Annotated in this window: 20 protein-coding genes; 3 read left to right on the top strand and 17 right to left on the bottom strand. The window is 59.4% G+C overall.

Annotated elements, in window-relative coordinates; translation table 11 throughout:
• Positions 1-91 precede the first annotated feature (91 nt).
• The 14 genes from nuoF to ACF6ZU_RS01995 form a co-directional block, all read right to left on the bottom strand.
• A complete protein-coding gene (gene nuoF, locus ACF6ZU_RS02060; protein WP_392890271.1) occupies positions 92-1,447 on the bottom strand; it encodes an NADH-quinone oxidoreductase subunit NuoF in 1,356 nt (451 codons plus the stop codon).
• Entirely contained in the window at positions 1,444-1,941 is a 498-nt protein-coding gene (gene nuoE / locus ACF6ZU_RS02055) for an NADH-quinone oxidoreductase subunit NuoE (RefSeq protein ID WP_007946422.1), read from the bottom strand. The genes nuoF and nuoE overlap by 4 nt, the downstream gene beginning before the upstream one ends.
• Positions 1,942-1,943: 2 nt before the next feature.
• Complete coding sequence (gene nuoC / locus ACF6ZU_RS02050) at positions 1,944-3,728, bottom strand: NADH-quinone oxidoreductase subunit C/D (RefSeq protein ID WP_392890270.1); 1,785 nt, start codon at positions 3,726-3,728, stop codon at positions 1,944-1,946.
• A 72-nt stretch (positions 3,729-3,800) separates the two neighbouring features.
• The gene (locus ACF6ZU_RS02045; protein ID WP_047527662.1) at positions 3,801-4,475 is read right to left on the bottom strand and encodes an NADH-quinone oxidoreductase subunit B family protein; all 675 of its coding nucleotides are present in this window, start codon (positions 4,473-4,475) and stop codon (positions 3,801-3,803) included.
• A 10-nt stretch (positions 4,476-4,485) separates the two neighbouring features.
• Positions 4,486-4,899: an NADH-quinone oxidoreductase subunit A gene (locus tag ACF6ZU_RS02040; RefSeq protein WP_003223812.1), complete on the bottom strand. Its 414-nt coding sequence runs from the start codon at positions 4,897-4,899 to the stop codon at positions 4,486-4,488.
• Positions 4,900-5,550: 651 nt separating this feature from the next.
• Positions 5,551-6,876, bottom strand: coding sequence for an isocitrate lyase (gene aceA, locus ACF6ZU_RS02035; RefSeq protein ID WP_154744202.1), 1,326 nt, complete (start codon positions 6,874-6,876; stop codon positions 5,551-5,553).
• Between the two features lie 475 nt (positions 6,877-7,351).
• Complete coding sequence (locus ACF6ZU_RS02030) at positions 7,352-8,113, bottom strand: secretin N-terminal domain-containing protein (RefSeq protein ID WP_392890268.1); 762 nt, start codon at positions 8,111-8,113, stop codon at positions 7,352-7,354.
• 328 nt (positions 8,114-8,441) lie between these two features.
• Positions 8,442-8,867 carry a GNAT family N-acetyltransferase gene (locus ACF6ZU_RS02025; protein ID WP_392890267.1) on the bottom strand — a complete coding sequence of 142 codons (426 nt, stop codon included), beginning with the start codon at positions 8,865-8,867 and terminating at the stop codon, positions 8,442-8,444.
• A complete protein-coding gene (locus ACF6ZU_RS02020; protein ID WP_392890266.1) occupies positions 8,860-10,029 on the bottom strand; it encodes a JmjC domain-containing protein in 1,170 nt (389 codons plus the stop codon). Before ACF6ZU_RS02020 ends, ACF6ZU_RS02025 begins: the two co-directional genes overlap by 8 nt.
• Before the next feature lie 86 nt (positions 10,030-10,115).
• Complete coding sequence (purB, locus tag ACF6ZU_RS02015; protein ID WP_008032719.1) at positions 10,116-11,486, bottom strand: adenylosuccinate lyase; 1,371 nt, start codon at positions 11,484-11,486, stop codon at positions 10,116-10,118.
• A 127-nt stretch (positions 11,487-11,613) separates the two neighbouring features.
• A complete protein-coding gene (gene hflD, locus ACF6ZU_RS02010) occupies positions 11,614-12,237 on the bottom strand; it encodes a high frequency lysogenization protein HflD (protein WP_131062367.1) in 624 nt (207 codons plus the stop codon).
• On the bottom strand, positions 12,234-13,358 hold the full coding sequence (gene mnmA, locus ACF6ZU_RS02005) for a tRNA 2-thiouridine(34) synthase MnmA (RefSeq protein ID WP_392890264.1): 1,125 nt from the start codon (positions 13,356-13,358) through the stop codon (positions 12,234-12,236). Before mnmA ends, hflD begins: the two co-directional genes overlap by 4 nt.
• Before the next feature lie 59 nt (positions 13,359-13,417).
• Entirely contained in the window at positions 13,418-13,864 is a 447-nt protein-coding gene (locus ACF6ZU_RS02000) for an NUDIX hydrolase (protein WP_392890262.1), read from the bottom strand.
• Positions 13,865-14,053: 189 nt separating this feature from the next.
• A complete protein-coding gene (locus tag ACF6ZU_RS01995; RefSeq protein WP_392890260.1) occupies positions 14,054-16,279 on the bottom strand; it encodes an NADP-dependent isocitrate dehydrogenase in 2,226 nt (741 codons plus the stop codon).
• A 492-nt stretch (positions 16,280-16,771) separates the two neighbouring features.
• Here ACF6ZU_RS01995 and icd point away from each other — a divergent pair, with 492 nt between their 5' ends.
• The gene (gene icd, locus ACF6ZU_RS01990; RefSeq protein WP_008033986.1) at positions 16,772-18,028 is read left to right on the top strand and encodes an NADP-dependent isocitrate dehydrogenase; all 1,257 of its coding nucleotides are present in this window, start codon (positions 16,772-16,774) and stop codon (positions 18,026-18,028) included.
• 73 nt (positions 18,029-18,101) lie between these two features.
• Here icd and cspD read toward each other — a convergent pair whose 3' ends face one another.
• A complete protein-coding gene (gene cspD, locus ACF6ZU_RS01985; protein ID WP_392890259.1) occupies positions 18,102-18,356 on the bottom strand; it encodes a cold shock domain-containing protein CspD in 255 nt (84 codons plus the stop codon).
• Between the two features lie 225 nt (positions 18,357-18,581).
• Here cspD and clpS point away from each other — a divergent pair, with 225 nt between their 5' ends.
• Entirely contained in the window at positions 18,582-18,965 is a 384-nt protein-coding gene (gene clpS, locus ACF6ZU_RS01980) for an ATP-dependent Clp protease adapter ClpS (RefSeq protein WP_020799529.1), read from the top strand.
• 30 nt (positions 18,966-18,995) lie between these two features.
• Positions 18,996-21,266, top strand: a complete 2,271-nt coding sequence (gene clpA / locus ACF6ZU_RS01975; protein WP_214377208.1) for an ATP-dependent Clp protease ATP-binding subunit ClpA — start codon at positions 18,996-18,998, stop codon at positions 21,264-21,266.
• 1,055 nt (positions 21,267-22,321) lie between these two features.
• On the opposite strand, the gene infA is transcribed toward clpA, so the two are convergent.
• On the bottom strand, positions 22,322-22,540 hold the full coding sequence (gene infA / locus ACF6ZU_RS01970; protein ID WP_002553999.1) for a translation initiation factor IF-1: 219 nt from the start codon (positions 22,538-22,540) through the stop codon (positions 22,322-22,324).
• A 100-nt stretch (positions 22,541-22,640) separates the two neighbouring features.
• Positions 22,641-23,348, bottom strand: a complete 708-nt coding sequence (locus tag ACF6ZU_RS01965) for an arginyltransferase (protein WP_392890258.1) — start codon at positions 23,346-23,348, stop codon at positions 22,641-22,643.
• Positions 23,349-23,402: the final 54 nt, after the last annotated feature.

The raw sequence follows: 23,402 nt of genomic DNA, 5'->3' as shown, positions 1-23,402 counted from the left end.
GAATCTTGTTATTCGTCCGAATCCAAACAGCCCGGAAAAGGCGTCATCGAACGAAAGGCGAAGGGCACGGACCCTTCGCCTTTTTAAAGCGTTAAGCGCCGACTACGATCGGCCTTGCCAGAGGCGGGACGGCGGCGCTGGTAGGCGCGATGCCGGCTTCGAACTCATGGCGGAAGTATTTGATTGCGCTGCCCAACGGCTCCACGGCGCCCGGTGCGTGAGCACAGAAGGTCTTGCCTGGGCCGAGGAAGCCGACCAGACCCAGCAGGGTCTCGATGTCGCCGGCTTGCCCTTCACCGTTCTCGATCGCACGCAGAAGCTTGACGCTCCACGGCAATCCGTCACGGCACGGGGTGCAGAAACCGCACGACTCACGGGAGAAGAACTCTTCCATGTTGCGCAGCAGGGACACCATGTTGACGCTGTCGTCCACCGCCATGGCCAGGCCGGTACCCATCCGGGTGCCCACCTTGGCGATGCCGCCGGCGTACATTTGTGCGTCGAGGTGTTCCGGCAACAGGAAACCGGTACCGGCGCCGCCTGGCTGCCAGGCCTTGAGCTTGAAGCCGTCGCGCATGCCGCCGGCGTAGTCTTCGAACAGCTCGCGACCGGTGACGCCGAACGGCAATTCCCACAGGCCCGGGTTCTTGACCTTGCCGGAGAAACCCATGAGCTTGGTGCCCATGTCTTCACTGCCTTCGCGGGCCAACGATTTGTACCAGTCCACGCCATCGGCAATGATCGCCGGGACGTTGCACAGGGTTTCAACGTTGTTCACGCAAGTCGGCTTGCCCCACACGCCAACGGCGGCAGGGAAGGGCGGCTTGGAGCGCGGGTTGGCGCGGCGGCCTTCGAGGGAGTTGATCAGTGCGGTTTCTTCACCGCAGATGTAACGCCCGGCGCCGGTGTGGACGAACAGCTCGAAATCGAAGCCGCTGCCCAGGATGTTCTTGCCCAGCAGGCCCGCTGCCTTGGCTTCTTCCACGGCACGGTTGAGGTGCTTGGCGGCGGTGGTGTACTCGCCACGCAGGAAGATGTAGCCACGGTAGGTTTTCAGTGCACGGGCACTGATCAGCATGCCTTCGATCAGCAGATGGGGCAGTTGCTCCATCAGCATGCGGTCCTTCCAGGTGTTCGGCTCCATTTCATCCGCGTTGCACAGCAGGTAGCGGATGTTGATGGATTCGTCTTTCGGCATCAGGCCCCACTTCACGCCAGTGGGGAAGCCTGCACCGCCGCGACCTTTCAGGCCGGCGTCTTTCACGGTCTGGACGATGTCGTCCTGAGCCATGTCGGCGAAGGCCTTGCGCGCAGCGGCGTAACCGTTCTTGGCCTGGTACTCGTCGAGCCAGACAGCTTCGCCGTCGTCACGCAGACGCCAGGTCAGCGGGTGAGTCTCGGCCGAACGCTTGATGCGGTTGGCAGGACCGAAGGAAGTCAGGGTCATACGTAGCCCTCGAGCAATTTGGCAACGCCGGCAGGCTGGACATCACCGAAAGTGTCGTCGTCGATCATCAACGCCGGCGCCTTGTCGCAGTTGCCGAGGCAGCAGACCGGCAGCAGGGTGAAACGACCGTCGGCGGTGGTCTGGCCCAGGCCGATGCCCAGATTGCTCTGGATTTCGCTGACTACCGATTCATGGCCACCGATGTAGCAGACCATGCTGTCGCAGACGCGAATGATGTGGCGACCGACAGGCTGACGGAAGATCTGGCTGTAGAACGTCGCCACGCCTTCAACGTCGCTCGCCGGGATGCCGAGGATCTCGCCGATGGCGTAGAGCGCGCCGTCAGGCACCCAGCCACGTTCCTTCTGGACAATCTTCAGGGCTTCGATCGACGCCGCGCGCGGGTCTTCGTAGTGATGCAGCTCGTGCTCGATGGCCGAGCGCTCGGTTTCACTCAAGGTGAAACGGTCTGTCTGGATAAGCGTGCTGTTCATGCTTAGCGGTCCACGTCGGCCATAACGAAATCGATACTACCCAGGTACGCAATCAAGTCCGCGACCATGCTGCCTTTGATCACCGAAGGGATCTGCTGCAGGTGCGGGAAGCTTGGGGTGCGAATCCGGGTGCGGTAGCTCATGGTGCCGCCATCGCTCGTCAGGTAATAACTGTTGATGCCCTTGGTCGCTTCGATCATCTGGAAGGATTCGTTGGCCGGCATGACCGGGCCCCACGAAACTTGCAGGAAGTGCGTGATCAGGGTCTCGATGTGCTGCAGCGTGCGTTCTTTCGGCGGCGGCGTGGTCAGCGGGTGATCCGCCTTGTACGGGCCTTCCGGCATGTTGCGCATGCACTGCTCGATGATCTTGATGCTCTGGCGCATTTCTTCGACGCGCACGATGCAACGATCGTAGGCGTCGCCGTTGGCGGCCAGCGGCACTTCGAACTCGAAGTTCTCGTAGCCCGAGTATGGACGCGCTTTACGCAGGTCGAAGTCGCAGCCGGTCGAACGCAGGCCTGCACCGGTGACGCCCCATTCGAAGGCCTCTTTGGTGTTGTAGGCAGCGACGCCGATGGTCCGGCCTTTGAGGATGCTGTTGTCCAGGGCGGCTTTCTGATATTCGTCCAGACGCTTTGGCATCCACTCGACGAAATCTTTCACCAGCTTTTCCCAGCCGCGCGGCAGGTCGTGTGCAACGCCGCCGATGCGGTACCAGGCCGGGTGCAGACGGAAACCGGTAATGGCTTCGATCACCGTGTACGCCTTCTGGCGGTCGGTGAAGGTGAAGAACACCGGGGTCATGGCGCCGACGTCCTGGATGTAGGTACCCAGGAACAGCAGGTGGCTGGTGATCCGGAAGAACTCGGCCATCATGATGCGGATGACGTCGACCTTCTCGGGCACCTTGATGCCGGCCAGCTTCTCGACCGAGAGCACGTACGGCAGGTTGTTCATCACGCCGCCGAGGTAGTCGATACGGTCGGTGTACGGAATGAAGCTGTGCCAGGACTGACGCTCGGCCATCTTCTCGGCACCACGGTGGTGGTAACCGACGTCAGGCACGCAATCGACGATCTCTTCACCGTCCAGCTGCAGGATGATGCGGAACGCACCGTGCGCGGAAGGGTGGTTGGGACCGAGGTTGAGGAACATGTAGTCCTCGTTCGCCCCGGAACGCTTCATGCCCCAGTCTTCAGGCTTGAAGCGCGCAGCTTCTTCCTCAAGCTGTTGCTTGGCCAGGTTCAGGGTGAACGGGTCGAATTCGGTGGCGCGGGCCGGGAAGTCTTTGCGCAGCGGGTGACCTTCCCAGGTCGGCGGCATCATGATGCGTGTCAGGTGCGGGTGGCCGGCAAAGTCGATGCCGTACATGTCCCACACTTCACGCTCGTACCAGTTGGCGTTCGGCCAGATCCCGGTGACGGTCGGTACGCTGAGGTCGCTCTCGGACAACGCGACCTTGATCATCACGTCACTATTACGCTCGATCGACATCAGGTGGTAGAACACGGTGAAGTCGGCGCCGCTCGGCAGCCCTTGACGCTTGGTGCGCAGACGCTCGTCCACGCCGTGCAGGTCATAGAGCATGACGTACGGCTTGGGCAGGTTGCGCAGGAAGGTCAGGACTTCGACGAGTTTGGCACGGGCAACCCAAAGCACCGGCATGCCGGTGCGGGTAGGCTGGGCGGTGAACGCCTCGGGGCCAAAACGGTTGTTCAGTTCGACGACCACATCCTGGTCGTCTGCCTTATAAGGCGGGATGTACAGAGCACTGCCTGTAGTCATGGTTATTTATCGCTTTCGGTCAACGTAAAGAATGAAGCCAGTTTTTCGTTTCTTTGAAACAGCAGAACTGGATCAGACTTCGTCGGGGCTGCGCAGGTTGGTTACCTGAATACGCTGTTCGCGGCGCTTTTCCTTTTCGGAAGGCATCTCGGCGCGGTAAACGCCTTGATCGCCTACGACCCAGGAAAGTGGGCGACGCTCCTGGCCAATCGACTCCTGCAAAAGCATCAAGCCTTGCAGAAAAGCTTCAGGGCGGGGCGGGCAGCCAGGCACGTAGACGTCCACGGGCAGGAACTTGTCCACCCCTTGAACCACGGAGTAGATGTCGTACATGCCACCGGAGTTGGCGCACGAACCCATGGAGATAACCCATTTAGGCTCGAGCATTTGCTCGTAGAGACGCTGAATGATCGGCGCCATCTTGATGAAGCAGGTACCGGCGATAACCATGAAATCCGCCTGACGCGGCGATGCCCGGATAACCTCGGCGCCAAAGCGCGCGATGTCGTGGGGCGCCGTGAAGGCGGTGGTCATTTCCACGTAGCAGCACGAAAGACCGAAGTTATACGGCCACAGGGAGTTCTTGCGCCCCCAGTTGATCGTGCCGTTAAGCACGTCTTCGAGCTTACCCATGAAAATGTTTTTGTGGACTTGATCTTCTAACGGATCGGAAACGGTTTCCCGCTCGCCAATCGGATACTGCTCGTTAGGAGCATCGGGGTCGATCCTGGTGAGATTGTATTGCATTGCCAAAGCCTCATTGTTTCAGCTTCGCCTGCCGCTTGCGACGAGCTTCCGGAGCCCAGTCAAGGGCGCCCACTCGGAACAGGTAGACAAGACCTGCCAACAGAATTGCTATGAAAACGAGAGCTTCGACGAATCCGGTCCAGCCGCTTTCGCGGACGGACACAGACCATGCAAAGAGAAAGAGGGCTTCGATATCGAAGATCACGAAGAGCATCGCGACCAGATAGAATTTGGCTGAGAGCCGCAAGCGGGCGCCACCTGTAGGTAGCATGCCGGACTCGAACGGTTCGTTTTTGCTGCGGCCCCAGGCTTTTGACCCGAGGAGGCTGGAGACGCCAAGCATGAAGGCGCAAAGGCCGACAACGCCCAGAAGGAAAATGGCAAAGCCCCAGTTGTGGGCCATGAGTCCTGTCGCTTCGGGCATGCTGGTAATCCTTAACAGAGAGCAAAGGTCTCTGAGCTTGAAAAAAGAAACAAAGCAGTGACGATATGTCGCAGCAATCAATCCCGCTGATTTTATGGCACAACACCGTGCAAGTAAAATTCCTATAGCGAAATTATTTATAGGAATAAGGACATAGCGCACCTCCAAAACCCCGCAGCCCATGCGTTGCGGGCATTAGCCGGCTTTTCGTCAATTATGTTTTGTGAGAGCTGTAACGAAGATAGTTACCTCTAAATGATAATCAATATTGTTTGCGGTGGTTTTTAAACTGCTTAATGGGTGAGTGGCCGGGAAGTTGTCTTATATGTGCGTTACTGCAAGTAGTGGCGGCGCACGTTTTAACGGATTTTTCGGGCATCGATAGCGATCCGGGTCAATGTTTTTCCGGATCACCGCTACCCCCTGTAGGAGCGAGCCTGCTCGCGATGGTGGTCAACGCTGACGTTGGGTGCCTGACACTCCGCGGCGTCCTCAGGGGCATCGCGAGCAGGCTCGCTCCTACAAGTGGTATGCGGTGTTTGTTAAATCGCGGGCAAAAAAAACGCCCCGAACCAGTCGGGGCGTCAGATGTGCGGCGTTGCGGTTAGCTTTTTATCCGGTCCGCAACGGCCGTGTGTTCAGCGAAGTCGATCAATGGAACTGTTCTTCTTCAGTCGAACCGGTCAGTGCGGTTACCGAAGACGAGCCACCCTGGATCACGGTGGTCATGTCGTCGAAGTAGCCAGTGCCCACTTCCTGCTGGTGAGCCACGAAGGTGTAACCCTTGGCAGCGTCAGCGAACTCTTGCTCTTGCAGTTTCACGTAGGCAGTCATGTCGTTGCGGGCGTAGTCGTGCGCCAGGTTGAACATGCTGTGCCACATGTTGTGAATGCCGGCCAGGGTGATGAACTGGTGCTTGTAACCCATGGCGGACAGTTCGCGCTGGAACTTGGCGATGGTCGCGTCGTCCAGGTTTTTCTTCCAGTTGAAGGAAGGCGAGCAGTTGTACGACAGCAGTTGGTCCGGGTATTCCTTTTTGATCGCTTCAGCGAAACGACGGGCTTCGTCCAGATCCGGCTTGGCAGTTTCGCACCAGATCAGGTCGGCGTACGGCGCGTAGGCCAGGCCACGAGCGATCGCCTGGTCAAGACCGGCGCGCACTTTGTAGAAACCTTCCTGGGTGCGTTCGCCAGTCACGAATGGCTGGTCGTACGGGTCGCAATCCGAAGTCAGCAGGTCAGCTGCGTTGGCGTCGGTACGGGCCAGGATGATGGTCGGCGTGCCGGCAACGTCAGCTGCCAGACGGGCAGCGGTCAGCTTCTGTACGGCTTCCTGGGTAGGAACCAGTACCTTGCCGCCCATGTGGCCGCATTTTTTCACGGAAGCCAGCTGGTCTTCGAAGTGAACGCCGGCGGCGCCAGCTTCGATCATGCTCTTCATCAGCTCGTAGGCGTTCAGTACGCCGCCGAAACCGGCTTCAGCGTCAGCCACGATCGGTGCGAAGTAGTCGATGTAGCCTTCGTCGCCCGGGTTCTTGCCCGCTTTCCACTGGATCTGGTCAGCGCGACGGAACGAGTTGTTGATGCGCTTGACCACGGTTGGAACCGAGTCCACCGGGTACAGCGACTGGTCCGGGTACATCGATTCGGCGGAGTTGTTGTCCGCAGCAACCTGCCAGCCCGACAGGTAGATCGCCTGGATACCGGCTTTGACTTGTTGTACAGCCTGGCCGCCGGTCAGGGCGCCCATGCAGTTGACGAAATCTTTATCTGGACGGAAGGACGGCTTGGCACCCTGGGTGACCAGGTTCCACAGCTTCTCGGCGCCGAGTTTTGCAAAGGTGTGCTCAGGTTGAACCGAGCCACGCAGGCGGACGACGTCAGCAGCGGAGTAAGCGCGTGTCACGCCTTTCCAGCGTGGGTTTTCAGCCCAGTCTTTTTCGAGGGCTGCAATTTGCTGTTCGCGTGTCAGTGCCATGGAGATAAACCTCGTCGCGTCTTTTACGGAAAGTTGTTCTGCGGTGGAAAATTCATGCGCTCGCAGACCAGAAGCTTAGGCGGTCAAGTCGAATTCGGCGGGGATGGCGACGGGATGAACGATGGGCTCGAGGGGAAGTGAGCAGGTAAGGGCGGACTGGCGAGCGCATTCGGGCGTCGTGGGCCTTTATACGAACTTCAGTGTGATGCCGGGTTACCTAAATACGCTTCCGTCCCTCGGGACAACTTCGTTCCAGTCGGCAACCTCGTCAAACACACCTTGTGGGCGGTACAGACACGAAACGGCTCGCGGGGTAGGTGCGAGCATCGCCTCGAAGGCCCTTGCCAGGGCCTCTGATTAGCGGGAGCGAGGCCATCATGCCTTCGCTTTTTTGGCTCGTCAAACGTTTTGTAGTGCTTTTTTTCAAGCACTACATCTTTGGTCTAATACGACTAATCAGTCAGTTTTTGGTGCTTTAGTCCAAAGAGTCGACTTTCACCCGCAGGGTCATGTCATCCCGGCCCTGAGTCGAGTAGCTGCGGGTCACGCCCTGTTTGTCGGCCTGAGTCTGACGGTTTACGCCGGCCAGGGTGATCCACTCGCCCAGGCGGCCGGTGACGGTTGTGTCGGTGCTTTGCACGTTCACTACATCGGGACGTTCCTGGCTCATGCGGTCACGGTTGGTACTGATCGACAGGTGAACGATGTCGCCGGTGACGCTGGCAGTGACATAGAAACCCTGGGTGACGTTGCGGTATTCGGTCTGGCTGCGCAGATCGCCGTAGGAATCGCTCTGCGTGCTTGTCAGCGGCACGCTCTGGCCGACCTGGATCAGCGCCGGTGCGCCTTCGCTGGCCTGGACCTGCTGAATGCCGCCGTCACGACTGTCGGTGCTGCGATTGATGATCCGTGTCTGGCTGGGTTTTGCGCCATTCACCGAGTAACCCTGGTCGTCCTGGAAGTTGTTCTCGTTGGTGTCGACGGTGATCAGCAGGCGTTTTGGTCGGGTGTCGAGCTGGGCGATAAGTGCTTTAAGTTCGTCGATCTTGCGCTGATCGGCATTGACGATCAGTTGGTTGCCGTAGGCGCTAACCTGGCCATCCTTGCCGATGAAGTCCTGCGCCATCGGCAGCATGTCAGCGCTGGTGTGGTAGTTCAGCGGCACGATCTCGGTCGCGGCCATGACCGAAAAACTGCAGGTCAGCAGCAGCGAGGTGAGCAGGGTGCGTAGGGACATATCCGTTATCTCCGGCCTTGAAGTTTGTGTGTAGGAGCCAGCTTGCTGGCGATGGTCGTCAACGATGACGCTGTAAGCCTGACACCCCGCGGCGCTCTTGCGACCATCGCGAGCAGGCTCGCTCCTACAGGTGCATGTATTGATATTGCCAGTTTGTCGGCCCGGCGTGGGGCAAGTTGAATCGTAGACAGCAAAACGCCCCGGCATTCGAAAATGACGGGGCGGTTTGTGGTGTTCTTGAGGGCCTCATCGCGAGCAGGCTCGCTCCTACAAGGTCTAGCGCAATCCTTGTAGGAGCGAGCCTACTCGCGATGGCCGCGACGCGGTATCAGGCCGAGTGACGCACCATGTCCACATGCGGAATCCCGGCTTCCAGGAACTCCTCGCTGACCAGGCTGAAACCCAGGCGCTCATAGAACGCCGTCGCTTGAACCTGCGCGCTCAGCATCTGCTGCTTCAGCCCACGCTTCTCGGCTTCGTCGATCACCGCGTGCATCAGCGCATCGCCGACCTTCAGTCCGCGCCAGTCTTTCAGTACCGACACCCGGCCGACATGCCCGTCGGGCAGCAGGCGGGCGGTGCCGATCGGGAAGTCGCCCTCGAAGGCCAGAAAATGCACCGCTGTTGCATCATCAGCATCCCATTCCAGCTCAGGCGGAACGGATTGCTCGGCGATGAACACCGTCTCACGAATGCGCCGGATCTCGGCGTTATCCTTTTGCCAGTCTGCGACACGTACGTGAATTTTATTCATCAGCAAACCCCAGGCTTCCTTGCTTGACCAGTTCGCACAACAGACCGCGACCGTCTTCGTCGCTCAGCCACTCGCCGAGGTTATCGATGTGCAGCGCATCGGCGGCGCAGATCAGTTTCAGCAGCTCGCGCAGTTTGCCCGGCAGGTAACGGCTCTGGCCGCTGGCGAACAGCAGCAGGTCGTCATCCACTTCGGACCATGCCAGGCGCGCGCTCGGGTTGCGGATCATCACCGCGCCTTGTTCAAGGCTGGCGAGCAGGTCTTCTTCCTCGATCTCTTCCGGACCGACCACCAGTTCCGGGTAGCGCGGCTCGGTCATGAACTGGCCGAACCAGGTCAGCAGCAGGCGCTCGTCGCTCATGTGCTCGGCCAGCAGGCCTTTCAAGCGATCAAGGGCGTCGTGCTGGATCTGATGCGGATCGACCGCAGGCAGCGCGTCGGCATCGGTGTAGCGTTCTTCGTCGGTCAGGAACTGGCTGAGGAAGTCGGTGAAGTGGGTCAGCACTTCAGCGGCGCTTGGTGCGCGGAAACCCACGGAGTACGTCAGGCAGTCATCGACGGCCACACCGCAATGGGCCAGGCGCGGCGGCAGGTAGAGCATGTCGCCGGGTTCCAGGACCCACTCATCGGTGGCTTCGAAATCAGCCAGGATGCGCAGGTCCGCGTGTTGCAGCAGCGGGCTTTCGGAGTTGCACATCTGGCCGATTTTCCAGTTGCGCTTGCCGTGGCCTTGCAGCAGGAACACGTCGTAGTTGTCGAAGTGCGGACCGACACTGCCACCCGGGGCGGCGAAGCTGATCATCACGTCGTCGATGCGCCAGCTCGGCAGGAAGCGGAAGTGCTCCAGCAATTCGCTGACTTCCGGCACGAACTGGTCAACCGCTTGAACCAGCAGGGTCCACTCGGTTTCCGGCAATTTGCTGAATTCGTCTTCGGCGAACGGACCGCGGCGCAATTCCCAAGGGCGCTCGCCGTGCTCGATGATCAGGCGCGATTCGACTTCTTCTTCCAGCGCCAGGCCGGCCAGCTCGTCGGCGTCGATCGGGCTTTCGAAATCAGGGATCGCCTGACGGATCAGCAGGGGTTTTTTCTGCCAGTAGTCACGCAGGAATTCGCGCGCCGTGATGCCGCCCAGAAGTTGAAGAGGAATATCAGGATTCATGTGTAACCTATTGAAAAAAAGCACTTTTCAGACGGGAATAAAAACGCCCGGCGCTGCCGGGCGTCTCAAACGGGTGCAGCGGTCGATCAGATGCGCTTGGCTTGCTCTACAGCGTTGCCGATGTAGTTCGCCGGGGTGAGCAATTTCAGCTCGGCCTTGGCGGCGGCAGGCATGTCCAGGCCGTCGATGAAAGTTTGCAGCGCTTCAGGGCTGATGCCCTTGCCGCGGGTCAACTCTTTCAGCTTCTCGTACGGGTTTTCGATGTTGTAGCGACGCATCACGGTCTGGATCGGCTCGGCCAGCACTTCCCAGCAAGCGTCCAGGTCGGCAGCGATCTTCTGAGCGTTGAGCTCGAGTTTGCTGATGCCTTTGAGGCTGGCTTCGTACGCGATCACGCTGTGGGCGAAGCCGACACCGAGGTTGCGCAGCACGGTGGAGTCGGTCAGGTCGCGCTGCCAGCGGGAGATCGGCAGTTTGCTCGCCAGGTGCTGGAACAGTGCGTTGGCGATACCCAGGTTGCCTTCGGAGTTTTCGAAGTCGATCGGGTTGACCTTGTGCGGCATGGTCGACGAACCGATTTCGCCAGCGATGGTGCGCTGTTTGAAATAACCCAGGGAGATGTAGCCCCAGATGTCGCGGTCGAAGTCGATCAGGATGGTGTTGAAACGGGCGATCGCGTCGAACAGCTCGGCGATGTAGTCGTGCGGTTCGATCTGCGTGGTGTACGGGTTGAAGCCCAGGCCCAGCTCGTCTTCGATGAAGGCGCGGGCGTTGGCTTCCCAGTCGATCTCAGGGTAGGCCGACAGGTGAGCGTTATAGTTCCCGACAGCGCCGTTGATCTTGCCCAGCAGCGGAACGGCAGCGACTTGAGCGATCTGGCGCTCCAGGCGGTAAACCACGTTCGCCAGCTCTTTGCCCAGGGTGGTCGGCGAAGCCGGTTGACCGTGGGTGCGCGACAGCATTGGCACGTCAGCGAAACGGATGGCCAGTTCGCGGATGGCTTCGGCGGTCTGGCGCATCAGCGGCAGCATCACGTCATCACGGCCTTCGCGCAGCATCAGGGCGTGGGACAGGTTGTTGATGTCCTCGCTGGTGCAGGCAAAGTGGATGAATTCGCTGACAGCCGCCAGTTCCGGCAGCTTGGCCGCCTGCTCTTTGAGCAGGTATTCGATGGCCTTGACGTCGTGGTTGGTGGTGCGCTCGATCTCTTTCACACGCTCGGCGTGCTCCAGGGAGAAGTTTTCCGCCAGGGTGTTCAGCACCGCGTTGGCTTCGGCGGAGAACGCCGGCACTTCGCTGATGGCAGGGTGAGCGGCCAGACGCTGGAGCCAGCGCACTTCAACCAGCACGCGAGCACGGATCAGGCCGTATTCGCTGAAAATTGGGCGCAGGGCCTGGGTTTTGCCGGCGTAGCGGCCGTCAACAGGGGAAACCGCAGTGAGCGAAGAAAGCTGCATGGGGTGTTCTCGGACAGTCGGGCAACGAAATGGGGCGCGTATCATACATGAAAAAATCCGCCGGTCCGTCGCCAACTGACCAGCGTATTACGCGTTACTGACTACAAAACGGTGTCGCGGGCGCGGTTCAGCTGCTGCGCATCAGCGGGTAAAGCTCTTTGAGCAACTTGCGACGACTGATCACCAACTGCCAGCGATGACCGCCCAACTGCCGCCACAGGCGCGCCGAACGAATCCCGGCCAGCAGCAGGGCGCGGATCTTCGAGGCGTTGCTCGGCTGCTGCAGGTTGCGCATGTCGCCGTGGACCTGGATCCGTTGGCGCAGGGTGCTCAGGGTGTCCTGGTACAGCGCGCCGCAAGCGGCGATTACATTCTCGTGTGCCGGGCCGAAGTGTTCGACCTGGGACTGGATCTGCGGCAGGCGTTTGCCGATCACGTCGAGCATGTCGTCGCGCTTGGCCAGCTGACGCTCCAGGCCCAGCATTGCCAGGGCGTAGCGCAGCGGCTCGCGTTGCAGGGTGCTCGGGTCGCGTTCGAGGGCGCCGATCAACGCGCGATAACCTTCGCGCAGGTTGATGTCGTCGCCGCCGTAGACTTCCAGGGTGTCCTTGGGGTCGCGGATCAGCAGGCTGCCGAGCATGCACGTCAGGCCGGCTTCAGTGGTCTGGCCGGTCTTGGCGATCTTGTCGACCAGCACGGCGGCGAGAAACACGCCGCCCAGCGCCGTCAGTTGCTCCTGAGTGGGGCTCATGCCTTGCTGCTCCATGGCTCAGCCACTTCGATCACACCGCCGCCGAGGCAGATTTCGCCGTCGTAGAACACCACGGACTGACCCGGAGTGACCGCGCGTTGCGGGTCATCGAAGGTCGCGCGGTAGCCGGTAGCGGTTTTCTCCAGCGTGCACGGCTGGTCGCCCTGGCGATAACGGACCTTGGCGGTCAGCTTGCGCGGCTCGCTCAGGTCGATCGGGTTGACCCAATAGATATCGGAAGCGAGAAGGGCGCGGGAGAACAGGTAAGGATGGTCATTGCCCTGGCCGACGATCAGCTCGTTGTGTTCCAGGTCTTTGATCAGCACGTACCACGGCTCGTCGCCGGCGTCTTTCAAACCGCCGATGCCCAGGCCCTGACGCTGGCCGATGGTGTGGTACATCAGGCCGTGGTGGCGGCCGATGACTTCACCTTCGGTGGTCTTGATCTCGCCAGGCTGCGCCGGCAGGTACTGCTTGAGGAAGTCACTGAAGCGGCGCTCGCCGATAAAGCAGATCCCGGTGGAATCCTTTTTCTTCGCGGTCGCGAGTTCGTATTTTTCGGCAATCGCGCGCACCTGCGGCTTTTCCAGTTCGCCGACCGGGAACAGGGTCTTGGCGATCTGTTCGCCGCCGACGGCGTGCAGGAAGTAGCTCTGGTCCTTGTTCGGGTCCAGGCCCTTGAGCAGTTCGGTGCGGCCATCGATGTCGCGACGACGCACGTAGTGACCGGTGGCGATCAGGTCGGCACCCAGGACCATGGCGTAGTCGAGGAACGCCTTGAACTTGATCTCGCGGTTGCACAGGATGTCCGGGTTCGGCGTGCGACCGGCCTTGTATTCGGCCAGGAAGTGCTCGAACACGTTGTCCCAGTACTCGGCGGCGAAGTTGGCGGTGTGCAGCTTGATGCCAATCTTGTCGCACACGGCCTGGGCGTCCGCCAGGTCGTCCATGGCGGTGCAGTATTCCGTTCCATCGTCTTCTTCCCAGTTCTTCATGAACAGGCCTTCCACCTCATAACCCTGCTCGATCAGCAGGAGGGCGGAAACGGAAGAGTCCACGCCGCCGGACATACCGACAATGACGCGCTTCTTTTGTGTGTCAGAAGGGGCTGGATCACGCATAGGGATTCAATGAGTGTCTTGAAAAAGGACGCGATTCTAGCAGGCCGCAGCCCACAAGGCTAAAGAGAAGGGCGGATCAGTTCGAGACCGAAGTGTTTGCCGTCCAGATAATCATCGATGCAACGGATGATCAGCTCACTGCGCCAGTTTGCGCGCTGTTCGAGCAGTTCGTCACGCGTCAGCCATTTTGCGCCGACGATGCCGTCGTCCAGTTGATAGTCGGGGTTGTGCTTGAGCGCTTTGGCGATGAAGCAGACGCGCTGATACGTCACGCCGTTGCTGGGGGCGGTGTAGAGGTAGATGCCCACTACGCCGGTGGCTTCGACGTCCCAGCCGGTTTCTTCGAGGGTTTCGCGTACGGCGGCTTCGGTCAGGGTTTCGTTGGGGTCGAGGTGGCCGGCGGGCTGGTTGAGCACCGTTCGTCCGTGCTTGGTTTCTTCGACCATCAGGAAGCGACCGTTCTCTTCGACGATGGTGGCGACGGTGATGTGGGGTTTCCAATCCATGAGATGTCCTCAATGTTGAAATGCAAAACCTGTAGGAGCCGGCTTGCCGGCGATCGCGGAGTGTCAGTCAATAACACTGTTGAATGATAAACCGCTATCGCCGGCAAGCCGGCTCCTACAAGGTTGTGGTCGGCCTTTAGAAGCAGAAACCCCGGCACATGGCCGGGGTTTCCTTGCATCCTTACAACCTTACACCAGCGCTGCAATCGCCGCGTTGAGTGTGGCGCTCGGGCGCATGGCCTTGCTGATCAGCTCGGCATTGGCGTGGTAGTAACCGCCGATGTCCACTGGCTTGCCCTGGACGGCGTTGAGCTCGGCAACGATGGTTGCCTCGTTCTCGGTCAGGGTTTTGGCCAGGGTTGCGAACTGCGCTTGCAGTGCAGCGTCTTCAGTCTGGGCGGCCAGGGCCTGAGCCCAGTACAGCGCCAGGTAGAAGTGGCTGCCGCGGTTGTCGATGTTGCCGACTTTGCGCGATGGCGACTTGTTGTTGTCCAGGAACTGGCCGGTGGCCTGGTCCAGGGTCTTCGACAGCACCAGGGCTTTCGGGTTGTTGTAGTTCACACCCAAATGCTCAAGGGACGCGGCCAGGGCCAGGAACTCGCCCAGGGAATCCCAGCGCAGGAAGTTCTCTTCCAGCAGCTGCTGAACGTGCTTCGGTGCCGAACCGCCAGCGCCGGTTTCGAACAGACCGCCGCCGTTCATCAGCGGAACGATCGACAGCATCTTGGCGCTGGTGCCCAGCTCCATGATCGGGAACAGGTCGGTCAGGTAGTCGCGCAATACGTTGCCGGTCACCGAGATGGTGTCCTTGCCTTCGCGGGTACGGCCCAGGGTGAAGGCCATCGCGTCGACTGGCGACATGATGCGGATGTCCAGGCCGGAGGTGTCGTGATCCTTCAGGTAAGCCTGAACTTTCTCGATCACCACGCCGTCGTGGGCGCGCATTGGGTCCAGCCAGAAAATCGCCGGGGTGCTGCTGGCGCGGGCACGGTTGACGGCCAGTTTGACCCAGTCCTGGATCGGCGCGTCTTTGGTCTGGCACATGCGGAAGATGTCGCCGGCTTCAACCGACTGTTCCAGCAGCAAGGCGCCTTTGCTGTCCGTCACGCGGACAACGCCGTTGGTCTTGATCTGGAAAGTCTTGTCGTGCGAGCCGTACTCTTCGGCTTTTTTCGCCATCAGGCCAACGTTTGGCACGCTGCCCATGGTGGTCGGATCGAAAGCACCGTGCAGCTTGCAGTCTTCGATCACCGCCTGGTAGATGGTGGCGTAGCAGCGATCCGGGATCACAGCCTTGGTGTCGTGCAGCTGGCCGTCGGTGCCCCACATCTTGCCGGAGTCACGGATCATGGCCGGCATCGAGGCGTCGACGATGACGTCGCTCGGCACGTGCAGGTTGGTGATGCCTTTGTCGGAATTGACCATCGCCAGCGAAGGACGAACGGCGTAGACCGCCTGGATGTCCGCTTCGATCTGCGCTTGCTGCTCGGCCGGCAGGGCCTTGATGCGAGCGTACAGGTCGCCGATGCCGTTGTTCAGGTTGAAGCCGATCTGTGCCAGCACGTCAGCGTGCTTGGCCAGTGCGTCTTTATAGAACTCGGCAACAATCTGGCCGAACATGATCGGGTCGGAGACCTTCATCATGGTGGCTTTCAGGTGAACCGACAGCAGCACGCCCTTGGCTTTGGCGTCTTCGATCTCGGCCGCGATGAAGCTGCGCAGGGCGCTTTTGCTCATGACCGCGCAATCGAGGATCTCACCGGCTTGTACGGTGGTCTTTTCTTTCAGGACGGTGGTGGTGCCGTCTTGAGCGATCAGTTCGATTTTGACGGCGTCAGCGGCGTCGATCAGGGCGGCTTTTTCGCTGCCGTAGAAATCACCGGTGCTCATGTGCGCAACGTGGGACTTGGAGTCTTTGGCCCAGGCGCCCATTTTGTGCGGGTGCTTGCGTGCGTAGTTCTTGACCGACAGCGGGGCACGACGATCGGAGTTGCCTTCGCGCAGAACCGGGTTTACGGCGCTGCCCTTGATCTTGTCGTAACGCGACTTGGCTTCTTTGTCGGCGTCGCTGGTCACGGTTTCCGGGTAGTCCGGCAGTGCGAAGCCCTGGGCTTGCAGCTCTTTGATCGCGGCCTGCAGTTGCGGAACCGAAGCACTGATGTTCGGCAACTTGATGATGTTGGCTTCAGGCGTAACGGCCAGGTCGCCCAGTTCGGCGAGGTGGTCGGCTACGGCTTTGTCACCCAATTGCTCGGGGAAGCTGGCCAGGATGCGCCCTGCAAGAGAGATATCGCGGGTTTCAACGGCGATATCAGCCGAAGCGGTGAACGCTTCTACGATAGGCAACAGTGAATAGGTGGCGAGGGCTGGGGCTTCGTCGGTGAAGGTATAGATGATCTTCGAGCGGGTGGGCATATTCGGATTAACTCTCTCTTCTTTGCTAAAGCGTGCGCAGAAACTCGAGGGGCGCCGGGTAAGCGCGTTCGTTCAAAGTCATCCATGAGCCGAATGTCGAGATTTGTGCGCGGTGATGTTGGGTGCATCAGTCGAGCGTCAAGCGGGTGGACTGCGGTAACAATCCTGCTTTTCGGGTCCTGAGCCTCGTCATAGAGAGGTCGGCCGGCGTGACTCTGCGGTCAGCGGCGGCATTATACATAGGTAGCTGGCAATCTGCCGATGGTTCATATGCAACGATTCTCGTCCATTGGTCTAAAGGTCGCAGGGGAGGGTAAGGCGTAGCGTCGTCGAACGTGCTTGAGTTTGGCGGTTTTCCCTTTGCTTTCAGGCTTGTACGTCGCGAACTGTGCAGCTTTGCGGCAGATGGATGGAACATAGGGTTTGCGTGCTGATTTAACTGGGGTACGCTCAAACCAAGCCAGATGTTCAATCCAAACAATGGAGTTCAGCATGGGATACAAGAAGATTCAGGTTCCAGCCGTCGGCGACAAAATCACCGTCAACGCGGACCATTCTCTCAATGTTCCTAACAACCCGATCATTCCCTTCATCGAAGGCGATGGTATTGGGGTTGATATCAGCCCGGTCATGATCAAGGTTGTCGATGCTGCTGTTAAGAAGGCTTACGGCGGCGAGCGCAAAATTTCCTGGATGGAAGTCTACGCCGGGGAGAAAGCGACTCAGGTTTACGATCAGGACACCTGGCTGCCTCAGGAAACCCTGGACGCAGTCAAGGATTACGTGGTTTCCATCAAGGGCCCTCTGACCACGCCGGTCGGCGGCGGCATCCGTTCCCTGAACGTGGCCCTGCGTCAGCAACTCGACCTTTATGTTTGCCTGCGCCCGGTTCGCTGGTTCGAGGGCGTGCCGAGCCCGGTCAAGAAGCCAGGCGACGTCGACATGACGATCTTCCGTGAAAACTCGGAAGACATTTATGCCGGTATCGAATGGAAGGCCGGTTCGCCGGAAGCGACCAAGGTCATCAAGTTCCTCAAGGAAGAAATGGGCGTCACCAAGATCCGTTTCGACGAAAACTGCGGCATCGGCGTCAAGCCGGTCTCCCTGCAAGGCACCAAGCGTCTGGCGCGCAAGGCCCTTCAGTATGTGGTCGACAATGACCGCGACTCGCTGACCATCGTGCACAAAGGCAACATCATGAAGTTCACCGAAGGTGCCTTCAAGGAATGGGCCTACGAAGTGGCGGCCGAAGAGTTCGGCGCGACCCTGCTCGATGGCGGTCCATGGATGCAGTTCAAGAACCCGAAAACCGGCAAGAACGTCATCGTCAAGGACGCCATCGCCGACGCCATGCTCCAGCAGATCCTGCTGCGCCCGGCCGAATACGATGTGATCGCGACCCTGAACCTGAACGGCGACTACCTCTCCGACGCCCTGGCGGCGGAAGTGGGCGGTATCGGTATTGCACCGGGTGCCAACCTGTCCGACACCATCGCCATGTTCGAAGCGACCCACGGTACGGCGCCGAAGTATGCCGGCAAGGACCAGGTCAACCCGGGCTCGCTGATTCTTTCCGCCGAGATGATGCTGCGTCACCTGGGCTGGACCGAAGCGGCCGACCTGATCATCAAGGGCACCAACGGCGCGATTTCCGCGAAAACCGTGACCTATGACTTCGAGCGTCTAATGGACGGCGCGAAGCTGGTGTCTTCGTCCGGTTTTGGTGATGCGCTGATTTCGCATATGTAATAAGCAGGCACACAAAAACCGCCCGGCTCAGACGAGTCGGGCGGTTTTTTTATGACTGGATGTTGGGTGGGTTCTACACCGTAACCGTTTGCTGCACTGCAGTGGTGGCAGCAGCCTGAGCTTCGACAGGTGCGCCGATATCCACGGCGTGCAGGCCTTTCGGGCCTTGGACAATGTTGAATGTCACGGCTTGCCCGGCCTTGAGGGTCTTATAGCCGTCCATTTTGATCGCCGAGTAGTGAGCAAACAGGTCTTCGCTCTTGCCTTCCTCAACGATAAAGCCATAACCCTTGGCATTGTTGAACCATTTCACCTTACCGACAGCCATACCCATATCCCTCTGCAACAGACTCCATCACTGGAGTATCATCCAGTACATCCGCAGTCGAATCCTGTAAATAAGATTGACTCCGCGGACCTTTTTTACCCACTGTGGGCTCTATTGGTTGTAACACCGTTTTGCCGATAGTCAAGGTGACCCGGCAGTCGGAGTTGAAATCGTTTATAGCCGCCCCCACTACTGTATTCGCACAACTGACGAACCTTTCTTTCCATGCATGCAATCAGCCAGATTCGACTAACATTCAATCAGGATCGCCCGACGCTCCAAAAGGACCGCCCGGAGGAACACGACGACGATTCCGCAGGCATTGCTGTTCAGGAGGCGAAGCCTGCTCTACAGGCACCGCCGATGTACAAGGTGGTTTTGTTCAATGATGACTACACACCGATGGATTTCGTCGTCGAAGTGCTCGAGGTGTTTTTTAACCTGAATCGCGAGCTGGCGACCAAGGTCATGCTGGCCGTCCACACAGAAGGACGGGCAGTATGTGGAGTGTTTACCCGCGACATTGCCGAGACGAAGGCCATGCAGGTCAACCAGTACGCCAGGGAAAGCCAGCATCCGCTACTCTGTGAAATCGAGAAGGACGGTTAATCGCCGACCACTTGGGTATGAGGTGAAGCTATGTTAAACCGCGAGCTCGAAGTCACCCTCAATCTTGCCTTCAAGGAGGCCCGTTCGAAGCGTCATGAGTTCATGACCGTCGAACATCTTCTGCTGGCCTTATTGGACAATGAGGCTGCCGCCACCGTTTTGCGTGCCTGCGGCGCCAACCTCGACAAACTCAAGCATGACCTGCAGGAGTTCATCGACTCCACCACGCCGCTGATCCCTGTCCATGACGAGGATCGCGAGACCCAACCTACCCTGGGCTTCCAGCGTGTCCTGCAGCGTGCTGTTTTCCACGTACAGAGCTCGGGTAAACGCGAAGTGACTGGCGCCAACGTGCTGGTTGCGATCTTCAGTGAGCAAGAGAGTCAGGCAGTGTTCCTGCTGAAACAGCAGAGCGTTGCGCGCATCGATGTCGTCAACTACATCGCTCACGGCATTTCCAAAGTGCCGGGGCATGGCGATCACTCTGAAGGTGAGCAAGATATGCAGGACGACGAGGGCGGTGAGTCTTCTTCTTCAGGCAATCCTCTGGATGCTTATGCCAGCAACCTCAACGAACTCGCACGCCAGGGTCGCATCGATCCGCTGGTAGGTCGTGAGCTCGAAGTCGAGCGCGTTGCGCAGATCCTCGCGCGTCGTCGCAAAAACAACCCGCTGCTGGTCGGCGAGGCGGGCGTGGGTAAAACCGCAATTGCCGAAGGCCTGGCCAAGCGTATTGTCGACAACCAGGTGCCGGACCTGCTGGCCAACAGCGTGGTGTACTCCCTCGACCTGGGTGCCTTGCTCGCCGGGACCAAATACCGTGGCGATTTCGAGAAGCGCTTCAAGGCGTTGCTCAATGAGCTGAAAAAACGTCCGCAGGCAATCCTGTTCATCGACGAAATCCACACCATCATCGGTGCGGGTGCCGCGTCCGGTGGCGTCATGGATGCCTCGAACCTGCTCAAGCCGTTGCTGTCGTCCGGTGATATCCGTTGCATCGGTTCGACCACCTTCCAGGAATTCCGCGGCATCTTCGAGAAGGACCGTGCCTTGGCGCGACGCTTCCAGAAAGTCGATGTATCGGAGCCTTCGGTGGAAGACACCATCGGCATTCTGCGCGGCCTGAAAGGGCGTTTCGAGCTCCATCACAATATCGAATACAGTGATGAAGCCCTGCGCGCCGCTGCCGAACTGGCTTCGCGCTACATCAATGACCGGCACATGCCGGACAAGGCCATCGACGTGATCGACGAGGCGGGCGCCTACCAGCGTCTGCAACCGATCGAGAAGCGCGTGAAACGCATCGAAGTGCCTCAGGTCGAGGACATCGTCGCGAAAATCGCGCGGATTCCGCCGAAACACGTCACCAGCTCCGACAAAGAGCTGCTGCGTAATCTTGAGCGTGACCTGAAGCTGACGGTGTTTGGCCAGGATGCCGCGATCGACTCGCTGTCGACCGCGATCAAACTGTCCCGTGCCGGCCTGAAGTCGCCTGACAAGCCTGTCGGTTCGTTCCTGTTCGCAGGCCCGACCGGTGTCGGTAAAACCGAAGCGGCGCGTCAGCTGGCCAAGGCGTTGGGTATCGAGCTGGTTCGCTTCGACATGTCCGAGTACATGGAGCGTCACACCGTATCGCGTCTGATCGGTGCGCCTCCTGGCTATGTCGGGTTCGACCAGGGCGGTCTGCTGACCGAAGCCATCACCAAGCAGCCTCATTGCGTGCTGCTGCTCGATGAAATCGAGAAGGCGCATCCGGAAGTCTTCAACCTGCTGCTGCAGGTCATGGACCACGGTACGCTCACCGACAACAACGGGCGCAAGGCGGATTTCCGTAACGTGATCGTCATCATGACGACTAACGCCGGTGCCGAAACCGCAGCGCGTGCTTCGATCGGTTTCACCCATCAGGACCACTCGTCCGATGCGATGGAAGTGATCAAGAAAAGCTTCACGCCAGAGTTCCGCAACCGTCTGGACACCATTATCCAGTTTGGTCGCCTCAGCCATGAGGTCATCAAAAGCGTGGTGGACAAGTTCCTTACCGAGCTTCAGGCGCAGCTGGAAGACAAGCGTGTGCAGCTGGAAGTGACCGACGCGGCGCGCAGCTGGCTGGCGGCAGGTGGCTACGATTCGGCAATGGGTGCTCGGCCGATGGCGCGTTTGATCCAGGACAAGATCAAGCGTCCGCTGGCGGAAGAGATTCTCTTTGGCGAACTGGCCGACCATGGCGGCGTGGTGCATATCGATCTGAAGGACGGCGAGCTGACCTTCGAGTTCGAAACCACGGCTGAGATGGCCTGACGGTTGTTGGTCTGCTGTAAAGCGAAAGGCGCCTTCGGGCGCCTTTTTTTGTTGTGTGCTTGGTTTGGGTGAATATCCGTTGCTGCGGTAACGGCCGCTATTGGTTTCGCCCTCACGGCGAGTCACTTGGAGAAGCGCCAAGTAACCAAGCGCTTTTGCCCCTTTCGTTCGGTGCCTCGCTTAGGCTCGCCATGCCCTCGCTCCGGTCCTGCTCCGTGAGCCCGCCGCCATCGGCCATCCATGGCCGGGGGCGGCTACCGCGGCATCCTTGCCGTGGTGCCCACTGCGCAGAACCTCCACTCGGCCTCTCGAGGGGGCGACCACCGCCACAGCCGCCGAGGCGGCCTGGTAGCCGACCTGGCTCTCTGGATGTGCGCATTATCCTTCTCTGCCGCGCTCACTCATACCGGATCTGTACACCAATCCCTTGTAGGAGCCGGCTTGCTGGCGATGGCGGCGGGTCAGTCGACGCATTAATCGCTTGAACGAACGCAATCGCCAGCAAGCCGGCTCCTACAGGGATCGGGTTCACACGGTCAAAATGATTGTGAGCACACGGGTCAAAATTGTAGGAGCCAGCTTGCTGGCGATGGACGTTAACGATGACGCGGGTTGTCTGGATGAATGCGGTGTCCGGGCGTTTTTCGCCAGCAAGCTGGCTCCTACAGGGGATCCGCGTACGCTTTTGATCTTCACCACTCATTAGGCCGAGCGTTAGCTCGCCTTGGCTTTTGATCTTGCGGTGCGCGCCCCCTCGAGAGGCCGAGTGGAGGTTCTGCGCAGTGGGCAACCCGGCATGGATGCCGGGTTAGCCGCGCACGGCCATGGATGGCCGATCGCGGCGGGCCCACGGAGCAGGACCGGAGCGAGGCACCGAACGAAAGGGGCAAAAGCGCTTGGTTACTTGCCGCCGGGCGGCGTTCCGCTTTTGCAAGTGACTCGCCGTAAGGGCGAAACCAATATCAGCCATCACCCAAACAAAGGATATTCACTCCAGGCCAAATCGCAGACAAACAAAAACGCCCGGCAATGCCGGGCGTCTTGTATTGACTTGATTAGCGAGCGCGGTAAGTGATGCGCCCTTTGCTCAAGTCATAGGGCGTCAGCTCGACGCGCACTTTGTCGCCGGTAAGAATACGAATGTAGTTCTTGCGCATCTTGCCGGAGATATGCGCGGTTACGACGTGCCCATTTTCCAACTCCACGCGAAACATGGTGTTGGGCAGGGTGTCGACGACAGTGCCTTCCATTTCGAAGCTGTCTTCTTTCGACATGCAGTAAAGCCCTCGGTGTCCAATGAATGGCCCGGTGCAACTGCGCCAGGCAAAAGCGGCGTGCATTGTGCCCGAAAAATGGGGTTTAAGCCAAGGGGTTCTAGTTCAGGATGACCCAGCGCTGATTAATCAGCAGTTCGATGGGGCGATATTGGGTCTTGTAGCTCATCTTTTTGCAGTTTTTGATCCAGTAACCCAGGTAAACCGCTTCGAGCTGCAGACGCTGGGCTTCGGCGATCTGCCAGAGGATCGCGAAACGACCCAGGCTGCGCCGTTCTTCGGAGGGTTCGTAGAAGGTGTAGACCGCCGACAGACCGTTCGGCAGCAAGTCGGTGACAGCCACCGCGAGCAGTTGGCCGTCCAGGCGAAATTCGTAAAAACGGGAAAACGGCAGGTCGCGCACCAGGAAGGTCGAGAACTGGTCACGGCTCGGCGGGTACATGTCGCCGTCCGCATGCCGTTGTTCGATGTAGCGCTGGTACAGGTCGAAGTATTCTTCGCTGAACTTCGGCTTGGCGGGGCGCACCTGCAAGTCGGCGTTGCGCTTGAAGATGCGTTTCTGCTGGCGGTTGGGCGTGAATTGCGCCACGGGAATGCGCGCCGGCACGCACGCATTGCAATTCTGGCAATGGGGCCGGTAAAGATGATCGCCGCTGCGACGAAAACCCATTTCAGACAGGTCTGCATAGACATGCACATCCATGGGCTGGCTAGGGTCGAGGAACAGGGTCGTGGCCTGCTCCTCGGGCAGATAACTGCAAGAGTGGGGCTGAGTGGCATAAAACTTCAAACGCGCCAACTCGGTCATGATCAACCCTCGGTATAAGCTTTGAATTAAGTGTAAGCCACGCGCGCCAAAGTC

This window comes from Pseudomonas migulae (assembly GCF_043225285.1).
GTDB classification, from domain to species: Bacteria; Pseudomonadota; Gammaproteobacteria; order Pseudomonadales; family Pseudomonadaceae; genus Aquipseudomonas; species Aquipseudomonas migulae_C.
Note: the sequence above shows the minus strand (reverse complement) of the source record. Positions and strands in the feature narration are given on the sequence as shown.